At 69.4% G+C, this 16,408-nt stretch carries 16 protein-coding genes and 2 pseudogenes; 7 read left to right on the top strand and 11 right to left on the bottom strand.

Annotation, left to right across the window (positions count from 1 at the left end; genetic code table 11):
- Positions 1-442 precede the first annotated feature (442 nt).
- Both AB8O64_RS28740 and AB8O64_RS28745 read left to right on the top strand, forming a co-directional pair.
- The gene (locus tag AB8O64_RS28740; RefSeq protein WP_370422226.1) at positions 443-802 is read left to right on the top strand and encodes a hypothetical protein; all 360 of its coding nucleotides are present in this window, start codon (positions 443-445) and stop codon (positions 800-802) included.
- Positions 803-1,035: 233 nt separating this feature from the next.
- Positions 1,036-2,466: a hypothetical protein gene (locus tag AB8O64_RS28745; RefSeq protein ID WP_370422228.1), complete on the top strand. Its 1,431-nt coding sequence runs from the start codon at positions 1,036-1,038 to the stop codon at positions 2,464-2,466.
- Between the two features lie 436 nt (positions 2,467-2,902).
- Here the strand turns inward: AB8O64_RS28745 and AB8O64_RS28750 are convergent, their stop codons facing one another.
- The 3 genes from AB8O64_RS28750 to AB8O64_RS28760 form a co-directional block, all read right to left on the bottom strand.
- Entirely contained in the window at positions 2,903-3,661 is a 759-nt protein-coding gene (locus AB8O64_RS28750; protein WP_370423997.1) for a glycosyltransferase family 2 protein, read from the bottom strand.
- 274 nt (positions 3,662-3,935) lie between these two features.
- Positions 3,936-4,160, bottom strand: coding sequence for a hypothetical protein (locus AB8O64_RS28755; RefSeq protein ID WP_370422230.1), 225 nt, complete (start codon positions 4,158-4,160; stop codon positions 3,936-3,938).
- A 183-nt stretch (positions 4,161-4,343) separates the two neighbouring features.
- Positions 4,344-4,628 (bottom strand): Pycsar system effector family protein, encoded by a 285-nt coding sequence (locus AB8O64_RS28760; RefSeq protein ID WP_370422232.1) that lies wholly within the window; start codon positions 4,626-4,628, stop codon positions 4,344-4,346.
- 354 nt (positions 4,629-4,982) lie between these two features.
- Here AB8O64_RS28760 and AB8O64_RS28765 point away from each other — a divergent pair, with 354 nt between their 5' ends.
- The 4 genes from AB8O64_RS28765 (at position 4,983) to AB8O64_RS28780 (ending at position 7,277) form a co-directional block, all read left to right on the top strand.
- A complete protein-coding gene (locus AB8O64_RS28765; RefSeq protein WP_370422234.1) occupies positions 4,983-5,438 on the top strand; it encodes a hypothetical protein in 456 nt (151 codons plus the stop codon).
- Between the two features lie 257 nt (positions 5,439-5,695).
- Positions 5,696-6,067 (top strand): hypothetical protein, encoded by a 372-nt coding sequence (locus AB8O64_RS28770; protein ID WP_370422235.1) that lies wholly within the window; start codon positions 5,696-5,698, stop codon positions 6,065-6,067.
- A 137-nt stretch (positions 6,068-6,204) separates the two neighbouring features.
- Positions 6,205-6,786, top strand: a complete 582-nt coding sequence (locus AB8O64_RS28775) for a DUF6417 family protein (RefSeq protein WP_370422236.1) — start codon at positions 6,205-6,207, stop codon at positions 6,784-6,786.
- 167 nt (positions 6,787-6,953) lie between these two features.
- Positions 6,954-7,277: a GIY-YIG nuclease family protein gene (locus AB8O64_RS28780; RefSeq protein WP_370423998.1), complete on the top strand. Its 324-nt coding sequence runs from the start codon at positions 6,954-6,956 to the stop codon at positions 7,275-7,277.
- Between the two features lie 961 nt (positions 7,278-8,238).
- On the opposite strand, the gene AB8O64_RS28785 is transcribed toward AB8O64_RS28780, so the two are convergent.
- The 6 genes and pseudogenes from AB8O64_RS28785 to AB8O64_RS28810 all read right to left on the bottom strand — a co-directional run bounded on the left by AB8O64_RS28785 (position 8,239) and on the right by AB8O64_RS28810 (position 14,143).
- The gene (locus tag AB8O64_RS28785; protein WP_370422237.1) at positions 8,239-9,774 is read right to left on the bottom strand and encodes a SulP family inorganic anion transporter; all 1,536 of its coding nucleotides are present in this window, start codon (positions 9,772-9,774) and stop codon (positions 8,239-8,241) included.
- Positions 9,775-9,809: 35 nt separating this feature from the next.
- Positions 9,810-10,421, bottom strand: coding sequence for a carbonic anhydrase (locus tag AB8O64_RS28790; RefSeq protein WP_370422239.1), 612 nt, complete (start codon positions 10,419-10,421; stop codon positions 9,810-9,812).
- Positions 10,422-11,459: 1,038 nt separating this feature from the next.
- Positions 11,460-11,681 (bottom strand): hypothetical protein, encoded by a 222-nt coding sequence (locus tag AB8O64_RS28795; RefSeq protein WP_370422241.1) that lies wholly within the window; start codon positions 11,679-11,681, stop codon positions 11,460-11,462.
- Positions 11,682-11,955: 274 nt separating this feature from the next.
- Positions 11,956-12,916 (bottom strand): annotated as a pseudogene (locus AB8O64_RS28800) (D-alanine--D-alanine ligase).
- A 20-nt stretch (positions 12,917-12,936) separates the two neighbouring features.
- Positions 12,937-13,215 (bottom strand): hypothetical protein, encoded by a 279-nt coding sequence (locus AB8O64_RS28805; protein ID WP_370422242.1) that lies wholly within the window; start codon positions 13,213-13,215, stop codon positions 12,937-12,939.
- 331 nt (positions 13,216-13,546) lie between these two features.
- Positions 13,547-14,143, bottom strand: a complete 597-nt coding sequence (locus tag AB8O64_RS28810) for a helix-turn-helix domain-containing protein (protein ID WP_370422243.1) — start codon at positions 14,141-14,143, stop codon at positions 13,547-13,549.
- Positions 14,144-14,364: 221 nt separating this feature from the next.
- Between AB8O64_RS28810 and AB8O64_RS28815 the strand changes: the two genes are divergently transcribed.
- Positions 14,365-15,135 (top strand): class I SAM-dependent methyltransferase, encoded by a 771-nt coding sequence (locus AB8O64_RS28815; RefSeq protein ID WP_370422244.1) that lies wholly within the window; start codon positions 14,365-14,367, stop codon positions 15,133-15,135.
- 416 nt (positions 15,136-15,551) lie between these two features.
- Here the strand turns inward: AB8O64_RS28815 and AB8O64_RS28820 are convergent, their stop codons facing one another.
- A complete protein-coding gene (locus AB8O64_RS28820; RefSeq protein ID WP_370424075.1) occupies positions 15,552-16,007 on the bottom strand; it encodes a hypothetical protein in 456 nt (151 codons plus the stop codon).
- 97 nt (positions 16,008-16,104) lie between these two features.
- Positions 16,105-16,401: pseudogene (locus AB8O64_RS28825) on the bottom strand (glycosyltransferase); the annotation flags it as partial.
- Between the last annotated feature and the right edge of the window lie 7 nt (positions 16,402-16,408).

Here is a 16,408-nt window from a genome sequence, read left to right on the forward strand (position 1 = left end):
CTCATCCCTCGTACTGATGCGATGACCATCCCGGGTGGACTGCCATCACCCTGACGGGCGCGAGCAGGCGCCTGATGCGTACCCGTGGTTGCGCAACCGAGGCACATTCCCCCGACCGATACGCGGAGGGTGCGTTTGAGTTGACGCCGAGCGGGCCCTGACGCGCGGACGGGCACTCACTATCGTTCCCGTTTCCGATGGGTGAACGACAGTCCGTAGAGGTTTCCGGCCTGTTCGTCGGACGATTTGACCGGCTCGCTCGGCGGCCGGTAGCAAACGCTTTCACGCCGCCGTTTCCCTCAGGGCCGCGTGGTCCTTCCTTTCAGCTGCCCGGCAGCAGGCCGGGCACTGGCCTTCCAGCGGCACTGTCCATCCAGCCAAAACCGCGAACCTCAATCTCCCGGGGCACCCCAACGGCCCCGGCTTTCCTAAGGAGCAGCTCATGTCCTCTGCACGCAACCGCCTGGCCACGGCCGGGGTGGCCTTCGCCGCCTTCGCGATGGTCTTCGGCCCTGCCTCCGCCGCACTCGCGGACGACCACCGCCACGGTCACGGTCTGGGCCCGCTGCCGGTCGCGATCGTCTCCCCGGCCCCGGGGAAGATCACCAAGGAGCACAAGGTGACCGACACCTACCAGTACGACGCCAAGGGCGGCTCGTCCTCGGAGGAGCAGCCGCCGCCCAGTGCCCCCGCCCCGGCGCCCGAGCCGGGCCCGGTGACCAACGCCAAGGACACCGTCAACTCCGCCGCCCAGTCGGTCACTTCCGGCGCCGCCTCCACCGCCGACTCGGCCCTGAAGTAACACCACCGCCTCTCCCCGCCGATGCCGCGCACCGGCGGGGAGAGCATCTGGAGCGTGGTCCCGCGGGGCTCTGCGGTCCGGGATGTCGGGCACGGGCCACCGCTGCCCTCTGTCCCAGACCGGCACCAAGCGGTGATCGTCGCGCAACCACACCGGGCGGAGCGCCGAAGGAACGGCGTGGGAGGGCGATGAACGGCACCGGGGATCGGCGTCACTGCCCCAGATGTTCGCCTGTGGTGGTGATCGATTTCCGGGTGCGGTTCTCCGGCCGGATGGCTTGTTCCCGCTGCTGCGCGGCTTCACACACAGGGCCGGGCTCGGGCGTGGGCCAGCCCACCTCACGACGAAGGACTCATCCCTTCCGCCATCACCAGCGAGCACTGGAGGCACACCTGATGGACAAGCGTTGCGATGGGCGCAGCGAGGCACGGCGGCTCGCCGCCACGGCCCGGCGGCATCTGCTGGTCACCGCGATGGCCGGTGCGGTCGTCGGCGGGCTGCTCCCCTTGGCCGTAGCCGGTCCTGCCGCCGCGGATCCGAAGGCGTGCGGGGAAAGCGAGTGTGAGTACTTCTTCCAGCCAGGCCAGCGAACGTGGCAGCTGACCAACGTGAAGACCTTGACGGTCTACCTCTGGGGCGGCGCCGGAGGCGGGGGAGGTGCCGGCGCGGCAGGCGGAGGCGGGGGAGGCGGAGGCGGGTCCTCCCTCGATGTCCCCAGCGCCGGCAGTGGGGGAGGCGGAGGAGGCGGCGGAGGCGGAGCAGGTGGATCCAGCGGCGCCTACATCAAGTGCACCTACGCCTTCGACAAACCGACCCGGCTCGACTTCACCATTACGGTCGGAAGAGGCGGCCAGAAGGGCGAAAACGCAAACGCCGGCACCGGTGGCGCGGGAGGCGTCGGCGAGGCCAACAGCGGCGGTGGGGACGAAGGCCGCGACGGTGCACCAGGCGGTGCGGCCGACGACGGCGGAAACGGCCAGGACAGCGCCATCACCACCAAGTCAACTTCTTCACACAGCGTGGCGGTGACGGCCCCCGGCGGCCAGGGCGGCGCGGGCGGCGCGCGCGGCGCCGGCGGCAAAGGCGGCGGACGCGGCAACAGTCCCGCGGACGGCGGCAAAGGCGGCCACGGCGGCGCCGGCGGCATGATGGCCATGGCCAACCCCGCCCAAGCCACGTGCACGTCAGCCCACCTGACCAGCAAGACAGAAAAGGACACTGTCCTGGGAACTGCGGGCAAAGAGGGCAGCGACGGCGTCGACGGCAAGCCGAAGGCCGGCGCCGGTGGCGCCGGCGGACAGGGGGGTGATGGCGGCGCGGCAGGCGCCGGTGGCAAGGCGACACTGCCCCCGGGCACCCACGTGCCCATTCAGGGCGGTTTCGGCGCCGACGGCCGCGGGGGCGGCGGCGGAGGAGGCGGCGGCGGATTCGGCGGCAACATCGCCACTCTCGGCAACGGCCAGAGTGGCGGCGCCCGCGGCGCAGCCGGCACCTGCCCGTCCTCGCTCAGCTGCCGCGGTCATGACGGCACCCGAGGCAACGACGGTCACCGCTTCGGGACCGCTGGCACGGGCGGCACCGGCGGTACCGGCGGCAACCGCCCCTCCACCTACGCCGCCAATGGCGACCCCGGCGCACTGGTCCTGGGCTGGAGCACTTACTGAACACCCGCGCGCAGCATGCCCCGGCTCACCGCTTGCCCCCCGCCAGCGGTGCCAGCTATAGGAAAGCCAACAGCTCCTCAGCCTTCGACCACACACCGAACACGCAGGCAGTGCACGGACGGCCCGCGCGCTGAAGTAACCACCGACGTCCCTTTGCGCCGGTACGGCGGCGGTCGCCGGTCCGGCGACCGCCGCCGGGCGGAGCGGGCAGGGGCGTGCCGCGATGCGGGACGGCCGGAACGCTGTCCTCCGGTCACGAGGCGTGCCCGGCCCGAGGAGAGCAGGAGAAGCGACCGTGGAGGACACGCAGACACCCGGCGGGCGACGACCCCGGTACAGGCGCTGACCATGCGCCGGGACGCCCCGGCGCCGTACTGCGCGGAGTCCATCAGGCGGTGGAAGTCGGCGTCCTCTATGGCGGTCAGCTCGAACTTCCTCACATGCGCCAGGTACATCTCGGTGGCGACCCGCTCGACCACCGGCCGCACCCCAGACGGACGCTGAGCCCGGAAGGGGTATGCGGGGGTGCGCGTAGGAGGCGGCTGATCGGCACCTGGTGCCAACGGGCGCGCCTCCACAGCGCCCGCATGGTGAGATCCTGGGGGCGGAGTCTCGGGTACACCACAGCGTCCGGCACCATCGTCACCAGATGTCCGTCCCGCTGGACCCGTTCGGCCAGCTCCTGAACTCCGTGGTCGGGGCGGCGCTGGCCAGACGTGGTGAGCTGACGGTCGAACCGCAGCTCCGCAGCCCGGGGCATCCCGAGGTTGCAGCCCGACAGTGCGTAGGGCGGCTCCAGTTCGCATGGGATGTCCGGCCACTGTGTCGGCATGAACAGGGACAGCACGTCGGGCGAGAGGGCCGGGGCGCGGGCGGCGGTGAACTGGGGGAGGACCCGGCCGCCGGCCAGGCACGCCCCGCTGTGGGTCAGCGCGCTGACCATGGCGCGGGCCCAGTCGGCGGCCGGAATGGCGTCCGGGCTGGTGATGAGGATCCACCGGCCCGTGGCGGCCTCGATGCCCGTGTTGTGGGCGTGTGGCAGGCCCGGTCGGGGCTCGTGCACTACCCGCGTCGGCACCCACCATCGGCGCAGCGCGGTCGTGTCGATGGCCGGTCGGGGCCCGTGGTCCACCACGACGACGTCGATGTCCCCGAGGTAGGTCTGCACGGCGATGTTCGCGAAGAGTTCGGGCAGGCCGCGGGTGGTGGGGTGATCTACAGCCCGGACGTCAAGGCTCCGGCGAGCTGGAGAGCCTGCGCCCGGCCAATTTCGAGTTGGGCCAGTAGTCGATCAGCTTCCCGCCAGGCGGGGTGGAGCCGGGGCAGGTCGCGAGGGAACTAGCCCACAGAGTGGCCGAGGTCAGGCCGCGGGTGGCCATACCCCAGTTGTGGCGACGGTCCGCCGCAGGCGACCGGGCCTGCGGCGGACCGCTTGGGCAGAGACGTAGGCCCCCGCTCTTCGCCGGGGGTCAGCGGCCCTGCGCGGCCTGTTCGACCTTGTTGATGATGTCGTCCATATCGAGACCTTCGAAGGTGGACGTGAGCGGGTTCGAAAAAACGGCGGGCAGTTTGAGGGTCTTAGTGACGGTCCGGGTGAGCGAAGGGATGCCAGGGTTCGGGTCAGCCACGGCAGGGCTGACAGTCAGGGCCACGATTCCGCCCGCCAAGCAGGCTGCTACGGCGATTCGCTTCATCATGAAATGTGAACGACGCGCCTGCCCCCGAGGTGACGGGTTGGCCAGGGCGGAGAGAACCAAGCCCTTCGCCACACCCGTTCGAGTCGGTCACAGAGTAAGAAGAGACGCAGGAGCGAGGGGGCACCGAGAACAGGGTCGTGCCCCCTGGTCTACCACCCCATGGGCGGTTGAAAGGTACGTTCACCCCAGGGCGGCGAGGTGGTCCGCCGCAAGGAGACATAACGCGGCAAGGCCCGTGCCGACGCACGCCACAATGAGACGCCGGTACTTGAGCTTGGCCATCCGGGACAAGATCGCCACCTGGTGCGGGCGGGTGTCTGCCTCGACGGCCTCACGAATCTCCTCCGGGCTCAGCGTCGCCCAGTGAGGGAACGACGTACCTTCGTCATCGAGCCGGGGCAGCACCGCGAGCAGGACCGTCCCATGCCTGAGCGGGAGGTGGGGAAATTCATCGATCCCCACCATTGCTGACCGGCCAAAGAGACAGGGCTCAAGATCCAGGCAGCAACTGCCCGTGCCAGCTGCGTGTCGTACTGGTCAGCGTCGAAGTCCACGTCCGACAGGTGGGGGAACAGGCGACCAAGCTCGCGCCGACGGCCTCTGTCTTCGGCGGACGGTGTCATGGGGTGGTCTGGCGGGCTTTGGCCCCCGGCTCGTGGGCACCGTGATCGTCTCGGACTGTACGGGGGCGCCAGAGCGTGCATCTGGGCGCCGTGGCCTGCGTCGGTGTGCCCCCTGCATCAGGGATGCGGTTGTTGCTGCTGTGGCGCACTCTGGCGCGCATGTCTATCTCGCTTCTGTTGCGACAGGGAGTTTCGCGTGACAAGTGGTGACCTGATCGGTATGGCGGGGTTCCGTCTGGCGTTTGCTCCTGCGCTGGAGCCCGGTGGTAAGGCGGGGGTGTCGGCCACGGCCAGGCTGAACGGCTGCATCTCCCCCAACGGGCGCTACAGCGACCTGCGGTCGGGCCGGATCGAGGCGACCGGGAAGGCCGAGGCCCACCCGGTGGGCAGCAGACCCTTCGGGACGCTGAGGAGTGCCAGCGGTAGCGGCACCATCGTGTGGTGCCCGGTCAGCGTCAAGAGCCGGATTTTCTGGAGCGTCAGCGTCAGTCCCGTCAAGGGGGAGATAGCCTTCAGCGCGACCATCACCGGGGGCGAGCTGAACGGGGACATCGTCATGGCTGGCCCCGTACTGGCACGTGTCAGGACAGGCAAAGGCGACGTGGGGCTTGAGGAGCTGACCACCGACCTTGCGGTGGTGGTCTTCGGCTGACATCCCGCCGCCCCTCGTCGGCCCGGGCGGCCGCTCCGCCGGAGTGGTCCCGATTCCCCAGCTCAGCCGGGCGAGGTCGTTGGCCGCGATCAGGCACAGCGCGGCGAGTCCCGTGGCTACGCACGCCACAACAAGGCGCCGATACTTGACAACGTGTCCGAGCCGGCTGGCCCATTGTTGACGCTGAGTGGTGTCGGTCGGGGGGATCTCTGGACTAACCGCCGCGCGGGTCACGGCCGCGCGCTAGGTTCGCGGGGATGACTCCTCTCAGCAGTAGCGAAGTTGAGGCGATCCGGGCCGCGGTGGCCCTGGCCCTGGCCGAAGGGCCTGCGGGCGAAGTGCCGGGGCAGGAGGAAGTGGCCCGGCTCGGCCGGCGGCTGACGGGGCATGCCGAGCGGTTGTTGCCGCTGGCGGAGAGCTGGAACGACGCGCGGCGCCAGAGCCGGCCCGGCGGGACTCCGCAGCTGGTGGGTTACGGACTGTTGTTCGTCCGCCGCATGCTGGAATACGGAGGGCCGGACGCCCGGGTGGAGACGGCGGCGGCCTATGTGTGGTGTCAGCAGCTCGCCCGGGCGGTCCACTCACTGCTGGACGTCACGCTTTTCGGTGGAGAAGACGGCAGGCCGTGAGGCTTCGGTCGGTACATCCCTCCCGGTGGCAGCCCAGGCGTATCGATTTCCCAAGCCCAGTCCCGTCAACTGCCCACCCGGCCACCCCGTAGCGCGGCATGATGCCCTCGAACCACAGGCAGCACCGGAGGGCAGGCGTGGGCGTCCTGAAGGACCCGGAGTACCAAGACCTGGCAGCCCTGCGCGACGGCCAGGACCGGCAACAGCACGGCTGGGCCACCGACACCTGCGGCATCGACCCGAGGATCGTGGACCGTCTGCTGAAGATCGGCCTGTGTGAGATGGCCAACGCCGACACCCTCCTCCAGCTGCGCCCCGGCCCACCACAGTGGGCGGCCCGGCCGACGCCGGAAGGCCACGACACCCTCGGCTACCTCCCCGCCCGCCGTTTCAACGCCCCCTCGGCCCGGTCCACGCACGCCAGGCCAGAGGCGACTCGGGAGGTAGAACTCCGACCGAAGGCCCTGGAGGCCGTGCGCCTCTACCTCTCCCTGGCAAGCGACCTGCGCCAGCCTCCCGCGCCCGGCCTGGCCGACGCGGTAGAGGCAGCGCAGCGGGCCGCCTCGGGCAGTGGCTGGCTGCTGCATCTGCCCGAGCCGCAGGTCGGTTCCGTCGCCTACGCGCTGTGGCTGGAGGCCCGCGCCCACTCCGTGGGTCCCGCGAACCGCCTGGCCCGCGAGTACGACAGCCAGTACAAGCCGACGAGCCGTAGCTCGTGAGCCCGTCCACCGGCAAGCTGAGCTGCATTGAGATGGGGCTTCGCCCCTGCCTCAGTGAAGAGGACCACGCCGCCGCCGTTCAAGCGGTCCAGGCATACCTGGCCCCCGGGCGGCCACCGCCCCTTTCATGGGGCGTGTTCTTCTTCGAGGAACACGCCCTGGGCCGGATGGTTCACAGCGCGAGCGGCACATGGAGCAAGGGCCAAACGCGTCTCTACGCCCTCTCCTTCGCGGGCCCAGCCCCGTACGTGAAGATCGGGCGGACCTCGGACATTTCGAGACGGATCATGCGCTTACGCCACGAGGCCAACATGCACGGCTACGCCCTTGTAGACGCCTGGGCTTCGCACAGCTCCGACCAAGCACCACGGTGGGAGCGACGGTTGATCAGAGCCCTCTCGGAACGCTCACCGAGGCACTCGAAGGAGTATCACCACGGTGCCGACTTCCAGCACATTGTTGCCCTGGCGAAGAAGATCGTGGAGCGGTGAGGACTCAACCCCTGCCCCGTGAACGTCCCCTGTGGGGCGTCGGGTGGTCAGTCCTGCGTCACAGCGATGAGATAGCCGTTGATCGCCGCCCCGCCCCGGTAACGTGGGCAGCCAGCACGAGATCCCAAGGGGGTTCCATGAACACGGAAGGGCCGAAGGGCTCCGGCTCGTCGGGCACCAGGGGCACGATCGTTCCACTGGCGGCACTGATCAAGATGCGACTTGGCCCCCTGACCACAAGCCCCTGCAAGGGATCACCTGGGGCGACATTGAACAGTGGGCTCCGAAGCCCATGAGCGCAGGCCCCCAGCGGGAGCCCAGCCGGCGGCGCACCGTTCACCTGCCAGCCGCAGCGGAGCAGAGGTTTCACGAGTTGGAGCACCGGACGAACCGCCGTCGCCCTCTTTTCGCCGCGCCCCTGTATGACGCCAGTGCGCGTGGAAGAAGTTCGGCGATCACTGACAGTTCGCTAGGAGGGCAGCCCTTCTCTGACATAGGCCCTCTCACTCGGCGTCGGGTGAGAGGGCCTACCGGCTTCGCGACCGCTGTAGGCGGCGGTACAGCTGAGCCACCGACGCCTAGAGCATCGCGCGGAGGGTCCCTGTCAGAACAGCCCGTGCGAGACCGCCGATCTTGCCACTGTCCTCCAGTTGCGCCCCGGCCTCATCAGCCGCTCGGGAAGAACCCGCGTCGGTGCCTGCCGAACCACGCGAGGCCTCTTCCCAGCGTGCAGAATTCTGCGGCGGAGAGCACCGTTCCCCTGCCTGCGGGCCCGCCCAGCTCTTGGGGAGGAGGACGGGCCCGCAGGTCCGGACATGCTCAGCAGCTACGGCCGAAGCAGAGGGCCGTTCAGTCGCTCCGGCGCCTTCCCGGGCAGCAACTTCCTGATCACCTGCCTCACGTGCAGACCACTGGCTACGCGGCTGCGGAAGCGGTTGCTGTGCGCCCCGCGAGGTGTCCGTCAGAGCCGTGCCAACGGTTCACTACGCTCAGCCGTTCTGCCGGCAGCGGCCTCCGCACCCGCAGCTGGCGGCGAGTGCCGCAGCTGTACCGGCTCGGTACCGACGTCGCTATGGCGGGCAGCCCATGCCTCCAGGGCTGCACGACAGGCATGGTCCAGGTGCCGCAGCTCGGACAGGTCGAGCTCGACGGGGCGGTCCTTGGGCAGGGCCTCCAGCGAGTCCAGGATGTGAGGCAGCCGCAGGAATGTCGCGCTGCCGGTGAGCCGCATCAGAACCCTGCCGTCGGCGAGTTCGGTGACCTCGGTGCTGACCTTGGAGGTCGACCAGGCCGACTTCACGACCGCGAGGAGGATGCCGATCATCACACCCTCGAACATGCTGGTCACCACAATGCCCACGGCGGTGATCACGAGGATCGCGAGTTCGCCGCGCTGCTCGCGCCACAGCGGACCGAGCTGCTGGACGGGAATGAGCTTGCAGCCGGCGTGTACCAGCACACCCGCCAGCGCGGCCAGCGGGATGAGGCCGATGGCGGCCGGGAGCGCCACGACGAACACCAGGAGCCATGCGCCGTGGAGGATGCGGGAGAGCTGGGTCTTCGCGCCTGCCTGGACGTTGGCGGAGCTGCGGACGATGACGGCGGTCATCGGCAGGGCGCCGAGGAGGCCGCACACGGTGTTGCCCACCCCCTGGGCCACCAGCTCCTTGTCGTAGTGGGTGCTGGGGCCGTCGTGCATCCGGTCGACCGCGGCGGCACTGAACAGCGTCTCCGCCGAAGCGATGAGCGTGAAGACAACGATGGTGCCGATCAGGCCGATGCTGCCGAGTGAGGAGAAGTCGCTCAGGCCCGGCGGCTGGATAGCACCGGAAAGGCCCTTCACCTCGACGTTGGCGATGTTCAAGCCCGCCACCGCGGTCACCGCCGTGGCCAGCGCGACGGCCGCGAGCGGCGCGGGGACGAGCTGCGCCTTGGCCGGGAGCTTCTTCCACAGGACGAGCACAGCGATGGTGGACAGGCCGACCGCGAAGGCGGTCAGCGCGTCGCGGTTGGTCACGACATCCGCGATCAGCCCGGGGACGCCCGCGATCTTGTCCACGCCGCCGCGTGGCTGTTTGACCCCGGCCATCGTGTAGAGCTGACCGAAGATCAGGATGAGTCCGATGCCGGCGAGCATGCCGTGCACCACCGAGACGGAGATCGCGCGGAACCAGCGGCCGAACCGCGCGAATCCGAGCGCGAGCTGGAGCAGGCCGGTGCCCAGCACGATGACGCCGAGTGCACCGAGGCCGAATTCCCGCACGGCCTCGAAGACGAGCACCGTCAGGCCGGCGGCCGGGCCGCTGACCTGCATGACGCTGCCGGGCATCGCGCCCACCACGAGGCCGCCGACGATTCCGGTGATCAGACCGAGTTCGGCCGGTACGCCGGAGGCCACGGCCACGCCGACGCACAACGGCAGAGCCACGAGAAAGACGACGAGCGAGGCGAGTACGTCCTGGCGCAGGACGCCTGGCTTCCTGAGGTTGGAGAGCATGGGTGAGAGTCCCTTGTGTGTCTCTGCCGGACGGGTCACAGCGGCGGGAACGGCAGGACGCCGTCGGGCCGTTGCGCGCTGACAACGCCGGTGTGAACCTCGTAGTACCAGGCGTGCAGCGACAGCTGACCCTGTTCGGTCCGCTCTCGGATGCAGGGATAGGTGCGCAGCGTGTCCAGCTGTGCGATGGCATGCCGCTGGACGGCCTCTGCCAGGTCGGGCGAGACGATCTCGACTGTGCGGGCGGGTGCGTTGTGGGGCAGGGAGTGCTCCAGCCAGCCCCGCACGGCCGGCACAGAGGAGAGGTCGTCCCCCCGCACGATGGCGCCGACAGCGCCACAGTGCGAGTGCCCGCACACGACGATGTCACGGACGCCCAGCACGCTCACCGCGTACTCGATGGTGGCAGCCTCGCCGGTGGGGCCGCCGCTGTAGGGGGGCACGATGTTGCCCGCGGTGCGCAGCTCGAAGAGCTGGCCGGGGTCCGCGCCGGTGATGAGCGCGGGGACGACGCGGGAGTCCGCGCAGGAGATGAAGAGGACTTCCGGGGACTGTCCGGCCTCCAGGGCCCTGAGGCGCTCGGCGCGCTCGGGATCGGCAACGAGGGTGGTGGCGAAGGAACGGGCGTTGTCGATGATTGATTGCATGGTGTGGCCTGCCTCGTGGGGCACCGCAGCGTCTCGCCGGGTGCGGCGCGTGGTCGGGTCAACTCGAAGAGCATGTCGAGCGAGCATGGTGGTGCACGGCGTCATCGCGCGGGCGCCAGCCGTCTGCGGCCAATCCTGCTCGGCCGCCGGAGCCCACTACTTTACCCATGCATTACCTCTACGTGAAGTCCTTTACGATCCATCAAAAGCCGGACATTAAACGTTTCTTGTGTCCGTACTGGTGCAACCACAAACCGATCTGCACTTGGAAGTGACCATTCCGTCAGGCGTGTTGTTCAACTCGAACTGATTGATTTCGAGACGCATTTCACCCTGCCAAACGGGAACCATGAACGTGCGTTAGTCGTGCGCGGGAAGCGATCCGGGCTTGCGGCCGGCTGTCCGACCGTTACTGATGGGCCCCCGGCCGCAGGAGGCTCGAGGAGCGCGAGACACCCCTGGCCATTGCCGCCGCTGGTCCGTGCCCCCCGCTCGCAGACCTTGTTCACATCAGCCATCTGTAGAGGCCCAACGTCTGTTGCAGGTGACGGGTGAAGGGCGCCCCCTCGGATATGCCGTCGGCGGCCAGGCGCCGGACTCGACCCGAAACCGTGGTCGGCCACGACGAGATCCCAAGGGGAACATGAACACGGAAGGGACCCCGGGTCCAGCTCAGGGAACACTGCAGCCTTGGCCGTTCCACTGGCGGTAATGATCAGGACCCGCCATGGCCCCCTAGCCACCAAGCCCTGCAAGAGATCACCTGGGGCGACATCGAGCAGTGGGTGTCGTCGAGCGCAGGCCCCCATCCGAAGCCCACCCGTCGGCACACCGTTCACCTGCCATCCGCAGCGGAGCAGAGGCTTCACGAGCTGGAGCACCGGCCGAACCGCCGTCGCCCCCTCTTCGCCGCGCCCCTGTACAACCTAAGTGCGCCGGTGGAAGAAGTTCGGCGATCACTCACAGAACGCTAGGAGCAGCGCCCTCCCCATGACGAGGCCCCCTCACCCGGGCGTGGGGGTGAGGGGGCCCTGTCGGTTACGCGACCGCTGTAGGCGGCGGTGTCGGCGACGGTACCGCCGCAGCCTTCGTCTTACCGTCCTCGACGCGCTGGACGACCTCGCCGGTACCCAGAACAGCCGCCGCCAGACCCAGAATCAGAGCCTGCGGCAGGTCATCGACGTAGTGGGCGACGAGCGCGATGGCCGCTGCGGCGATCGCGTATAGGCGGGTGCTGTTCGCGTGGATGAGGGTCCCCATGATGGTCTCTCGTAAGGCGTGTCCGGCGGGTCACGGCGTGATGCGAGAGAAGCCCGGAACTTCCATCCGCAAGGCTCGAACACACGACAGGGAATGTCACCCGTCCAGGCGGACTTACCTATGAAGCTCCGGCTGCCAGGACAGAACGCAGCATGAACAGCTGTGATGTGCTGACCTCCGGCGCGACGAGCGCCGATGCAGCCTCCGTATCCGAGGAGTTGTTATGGAGCCGGCCTTACGACCACGAGCGTTGGGGATGACACTTGCGTACCCCTCAGGAGGCGGCTTCGCATGCCGAAGCGGCGAGGTCCCGCAGGAGGGCCGCGAGATCGTGGCCTGCGGCTTGCAGGGCGATGGGGTAGGTGCTGGTCTGGGTCATGCCGGGGGCGACGTTGGTTTCAAGAACGTAGACCTGGCCCTCGGGGGTGACGATGGCGTCGGTGCGGGACAGGTGCCGTAGACCGAGAGCGCGGTGAGCTGCGACGGCCGCGCGGGTCGCCTCGCCGGTGGCCTCTTGGGTCAGGCGGGCGGGGGTGTGGAAGGCGGCGGCGCCGGCCGTGTAGCGGGTGGTGTAGTCGTACAGGCCCGGCGTGTCGATTTCCACGGGCGGCAGTGCGGTCGGCTGGCCGTCGATGTCAGCGACGGCAACGGTGATCTCGGTGCCGCGGGATGCACTGCTCGATCAGGACTTCGGGGTGGTAGCCGAGGGCGGAGACGAGCGCGAGGGGGAGCCGTTCTGCGGTCTCGACGAGGCTGACGCCGAGGGCGGAGCCGCCTGCGCGGGGCTTGACGAACAGCGGCAGGCCCAGCCGGTCGAGGACATGGGCGGTGAGGGTAGCGGCGCCGAGGTCGTGGAACGCCTGCTGCGGCAGGCAGACCGAGGTCGGGGTCAGAAGCCCGGCGCGGGTGAACGCGGCCTTGGCGGTGGGCTTGTCGAACGCGGCCCGGCAAGCCGCCGGGGGCGCCCCGACGTAAGGGACGCCGGCCAGCTCCAGGACCTCTTTGATCGTGCCGTCTTCTCCGGCTGCGCCGTGCAGCAGCGGCAGGACGACGCTGGGCGGGTCCTGGGCGAGGTCGCGCAGGAGGGCGCTGTCGGCGTCGCGCTGCGTGGCTTCGATGCCGGCCCGGCGCAGGGCCTGGGTGACGTGGGAGCCGGAGCGCAGAGAGACCTCGCGCTCGGAGGACAGGCCGCCCGCGAGGACGAGTACCGACTTGAGATCGCTCATCGTGGCCATCCGGAGGAGAAGAAGGGTGGTCAGGGCAGTTCGGGGCCGGGTGCCTGCGGGCCGTGAACGAGCCGGGCGGGTGCGGCGCCGAAGGTATCGCGGAGCGTGATCTCCTGGGTGATGACGTCGCCGAGGCGCCGGACGCCTTCGCGGATGCGCTCGGGTGGCGGGTAGCAGAACGACAGGCGCATGTTGGCCTGGCCGCTGTCGTCGGCGTAGAACCCGGTGCCCGGTACGTAGGCGACGCGGGCGCTGGTGGCGCGCGGCAGCATCGCCTTGGCGTCCAGCCCCTCGGTGCTCCCCGGCAAGGCGGGAAGCCAACCGGTCGGCGTCGGCGAGCGCGCCATGGGCTTTGTCGGGTTGGCGGAGGAGGGCGTACGCACGGCCCGCCACGACGGCCGCCAGCGCAGCCGCAGGAGTCGGCCGTTCTCCGGCTATGGCGCGGGCCTGCTCGGCGAGGTCCGCCGCAGCTTGGGGTGCGCCGAGGTTAAGGGGTGCCATGGCGTGGCGGGCCAGCACCCAGGCATGCAGTGTCCGGTCCCCGGACTCCTTGGCCGCGCGTCCGGCGGTGCGGAACCAGGCGGTGGACTCCATGCGGTCGCCGAGGTCGTGCAGGACGATCGCGGTCATGCCCGCCAGCTACGCGGTCGCCCGGCACACGCGGGCACGGTCGGGCACCGTCAGCGGCAGGTCCAGGAGCGGGCGCACGCTGTGGAAGTCGGCAGCCAGATCGGCAAGGCGCTCGGCCGGCGGCTGCCCGTGATAGCCGAAACCGTACTGGTGGGCCGCGGACTCCCACAGCTCGATGTCGGCGGCACTGCCGGTCAGCTTCATGTCCACGGCATGCCGGGTCTCGGACAGGGCGGCCATTCCGGCGGAGGTCAGTCCTGCGGCGAGGGCGCTCCGCAGAAGGATGCGGCGTTTCATTGGATCATCTCCATTCACCGTGCTGCTGGGGCTGCTCTCCCAGGGTCGCTCAGCAAGGCCCAGAAGGCGGCCGGGAATTCGCAGCCCGTCGGCGATGCGCTCGATGACCGGCAGGGAAGTAACCTCCCCATCCCCTCTCGCGAGCCGGCTCACCCGTTCCGGCTTCATACCGCACGCCTCGGCGATCTTGTTGAAGCTCAGGCCCGAGGCGTTGGCAGCGGCGAACACGGCGCCGACATCGCGGCGGGCCAGGGCCTCGAGCATGCGCCGGTCGGCGAGTAACGCGACAGGTACCAGCGGACCGTCCATACAACCCCCTGCTTCTGCCCGGTAAGCCTCCGGGACCGTACCCGGGACGGGGCCCCCATGGCGGGGTTACTGGCAAAGCCGGTAACGGAGTTGAGTCGTTCCCGGCCTCGCGCGACATGCGCCGAAGGCCACGCGGCACTGCGGTGCCGGTGGCGTACAGGGGTCGCCACGCCGACCATGCCGAGGCCGCAGCCACGAACCGACTCATGAAGGGCTGATCGATGGCGTACACCGGCAACACGTACGGAGACGCGAGTGCGGACATCTACGACGAGCTCTACGACGAATTCGCCCCCTCGGCAGGGCAGATCGACCGGCTCAAGGAACTGGCGGGTACTGGACCAGCGGTGGAGATCGGGTCCGGCACCGGACGCATCACCATCTCCCTCGCCCAGGCTGGGGTGACCATCACCGCCGTCGATGCCTCGAAGGAGATGACCAGCCACCTCGCGAAGAAGATCGGCGACCTCCCCGTCACTCCCGTCACCGCTGACGCGGCGAAGTACGTCAGCCCGGCCCCAGTCGGCCTGGTCTTCGCTGTCTTCAACACGTTCTTCCTCCTGGCCGCCGAGCCCACCCAGCGGGCCTTCCTCCACAACGCCGCACGATCCCTCACCCCGGACGGGACACTCGTCCTGGAGACCTTCGCCCCCCGCCCCGGCCCGCAACGCCTGCCCGACGGGCCTCACCCGGGTGTCTTCCCCGAGGACGGCACGCTCGTCCTGAAGCGACAGTTCGCCGACGGCGTCCACCTCTTCGCCGCCGAGCGCCACGCCGACACCCAGGAGTTCCACTACCGCGAGGTCATCCTCGTCGACGGCAGCCCCGTCCGCGTCCTCCCCGGCAAGATGCGTTACTGGATGCCGGAGGACATCGACAACCTCGTCCAAGACGCCGGCCTCGTCCTCAAGGACCGCTACGCCGACTGGACCGGCACCCCCTACGACTGTGCGCACAGCCCCAAGCACGTCTCCGCCTACGGCCTCGCATAGGCATGCAGGACGCGTAGGCCAGGCTGTAGGTGGTTCGCTCAGCGGCCTGACAGGCCCTGAATCGTCACTCAATTTCAGCTTTGACCTTCACCGGCCCGGTCAGAGGCCGGAGTCAGGCTCAGAGAGGCGGGACACCGCGCCGCTGTGGCCCTTCTGGAGGAGGAACCCGGCGCTGCCTCGGTCTAGGAGTGTGGTGCCGCCAGGCATAGGGGCAACGGCGACTGCCCCGCCGAGACGGTCGGCGGGGCAGTCGAGTCGGGTTTGACCAGCGGCCAGGAGCCTTCTCCCCGCCCTCAGCGGGCACGAGCAGCCCGCATTACGGGGCAGCAGCGGACTGCCGAACCTCTCAACGTCACATTGCTCCTGGTACCCCCTCAACACCAGGGGCCGCACACGTGCCGGTCCTCAGCCGGACCTTACGTTTCGACGGCGGCTGTGCCCTGGTGCGTCTCGGCGTTGCGGCGGGTCTTTGACCATGTGGTGCGGCCTCGGAGGATGCGGAAGAGCGCCCGCCATGAGGTGACGTAGAAGAGCACAACGATGTAGACGGCGTAGGTCAAGCCGTATCCGATGGCTCCGCGCAGGCCGGTGGCGGGCTCGCAGCGCGAGACGTAGAGCGGGCCCCAGGTGGCCAGCGGTGTGATCCCGAGCAGGAGGTACAGGCCGCCGCCGGTCGGCCATGCGGGAACAGCCGCCGGGGAGGCGCCGGGGTTGGCGGCGTCGCAGGCGAGGATTCCCAAGGGGGCCAGAAACGCGAAGGTTCCGAAGAGCTGGATCCACGGCGCCAGCAGGAAGTAGCCGACTTCGAGCTTGCCGGCTTTGGGCCGGTGGCGGCAGTTCCACAGCCGTGGGCGGTAGCGGCAGCACTGCATTGTGCCTGGACCGGTCGGTGTCCGCCGGCAGCCATCGGTCCAGTGCCCGGTAGGCGGCGTTGAGCGCCCCTCCCTTGCCGGTCCGTGCCTCGGGCAGCCGCCGGGACACCAGGTGCACCCGGCTGTCGGCCTCCGCCACCGAGCGGACCGTCCGTGCCGTGCCGTCCACACTGGCGTCGTCGATGACCCAGACGTGGGCGTGGGGAAAGCCGGCCCGAAGATGGGCGATCGTGGCGCCGATGACCGCTTCCTCGTCACGGCAGGGCACGAACAGATGCCAGGCGAAGTCCCTCGCGTCACCCGGCGGTCGCGGCGCGTGCCGGACATAGGGCACCGAGATCAACACGACATAGGTAATGAACACGATGCTCAACAGCAGTGCGACGGGGTGCATGACATCG

The organism is Streptomyces sp. QH1-20 (assembly GCF_041283565.1).
GTDB lineage: Bacteria > Actinomycetota > Actinomycetes > Streptomycetales > Streptomycetaceae > Streptomyces > Streptomyces syringius.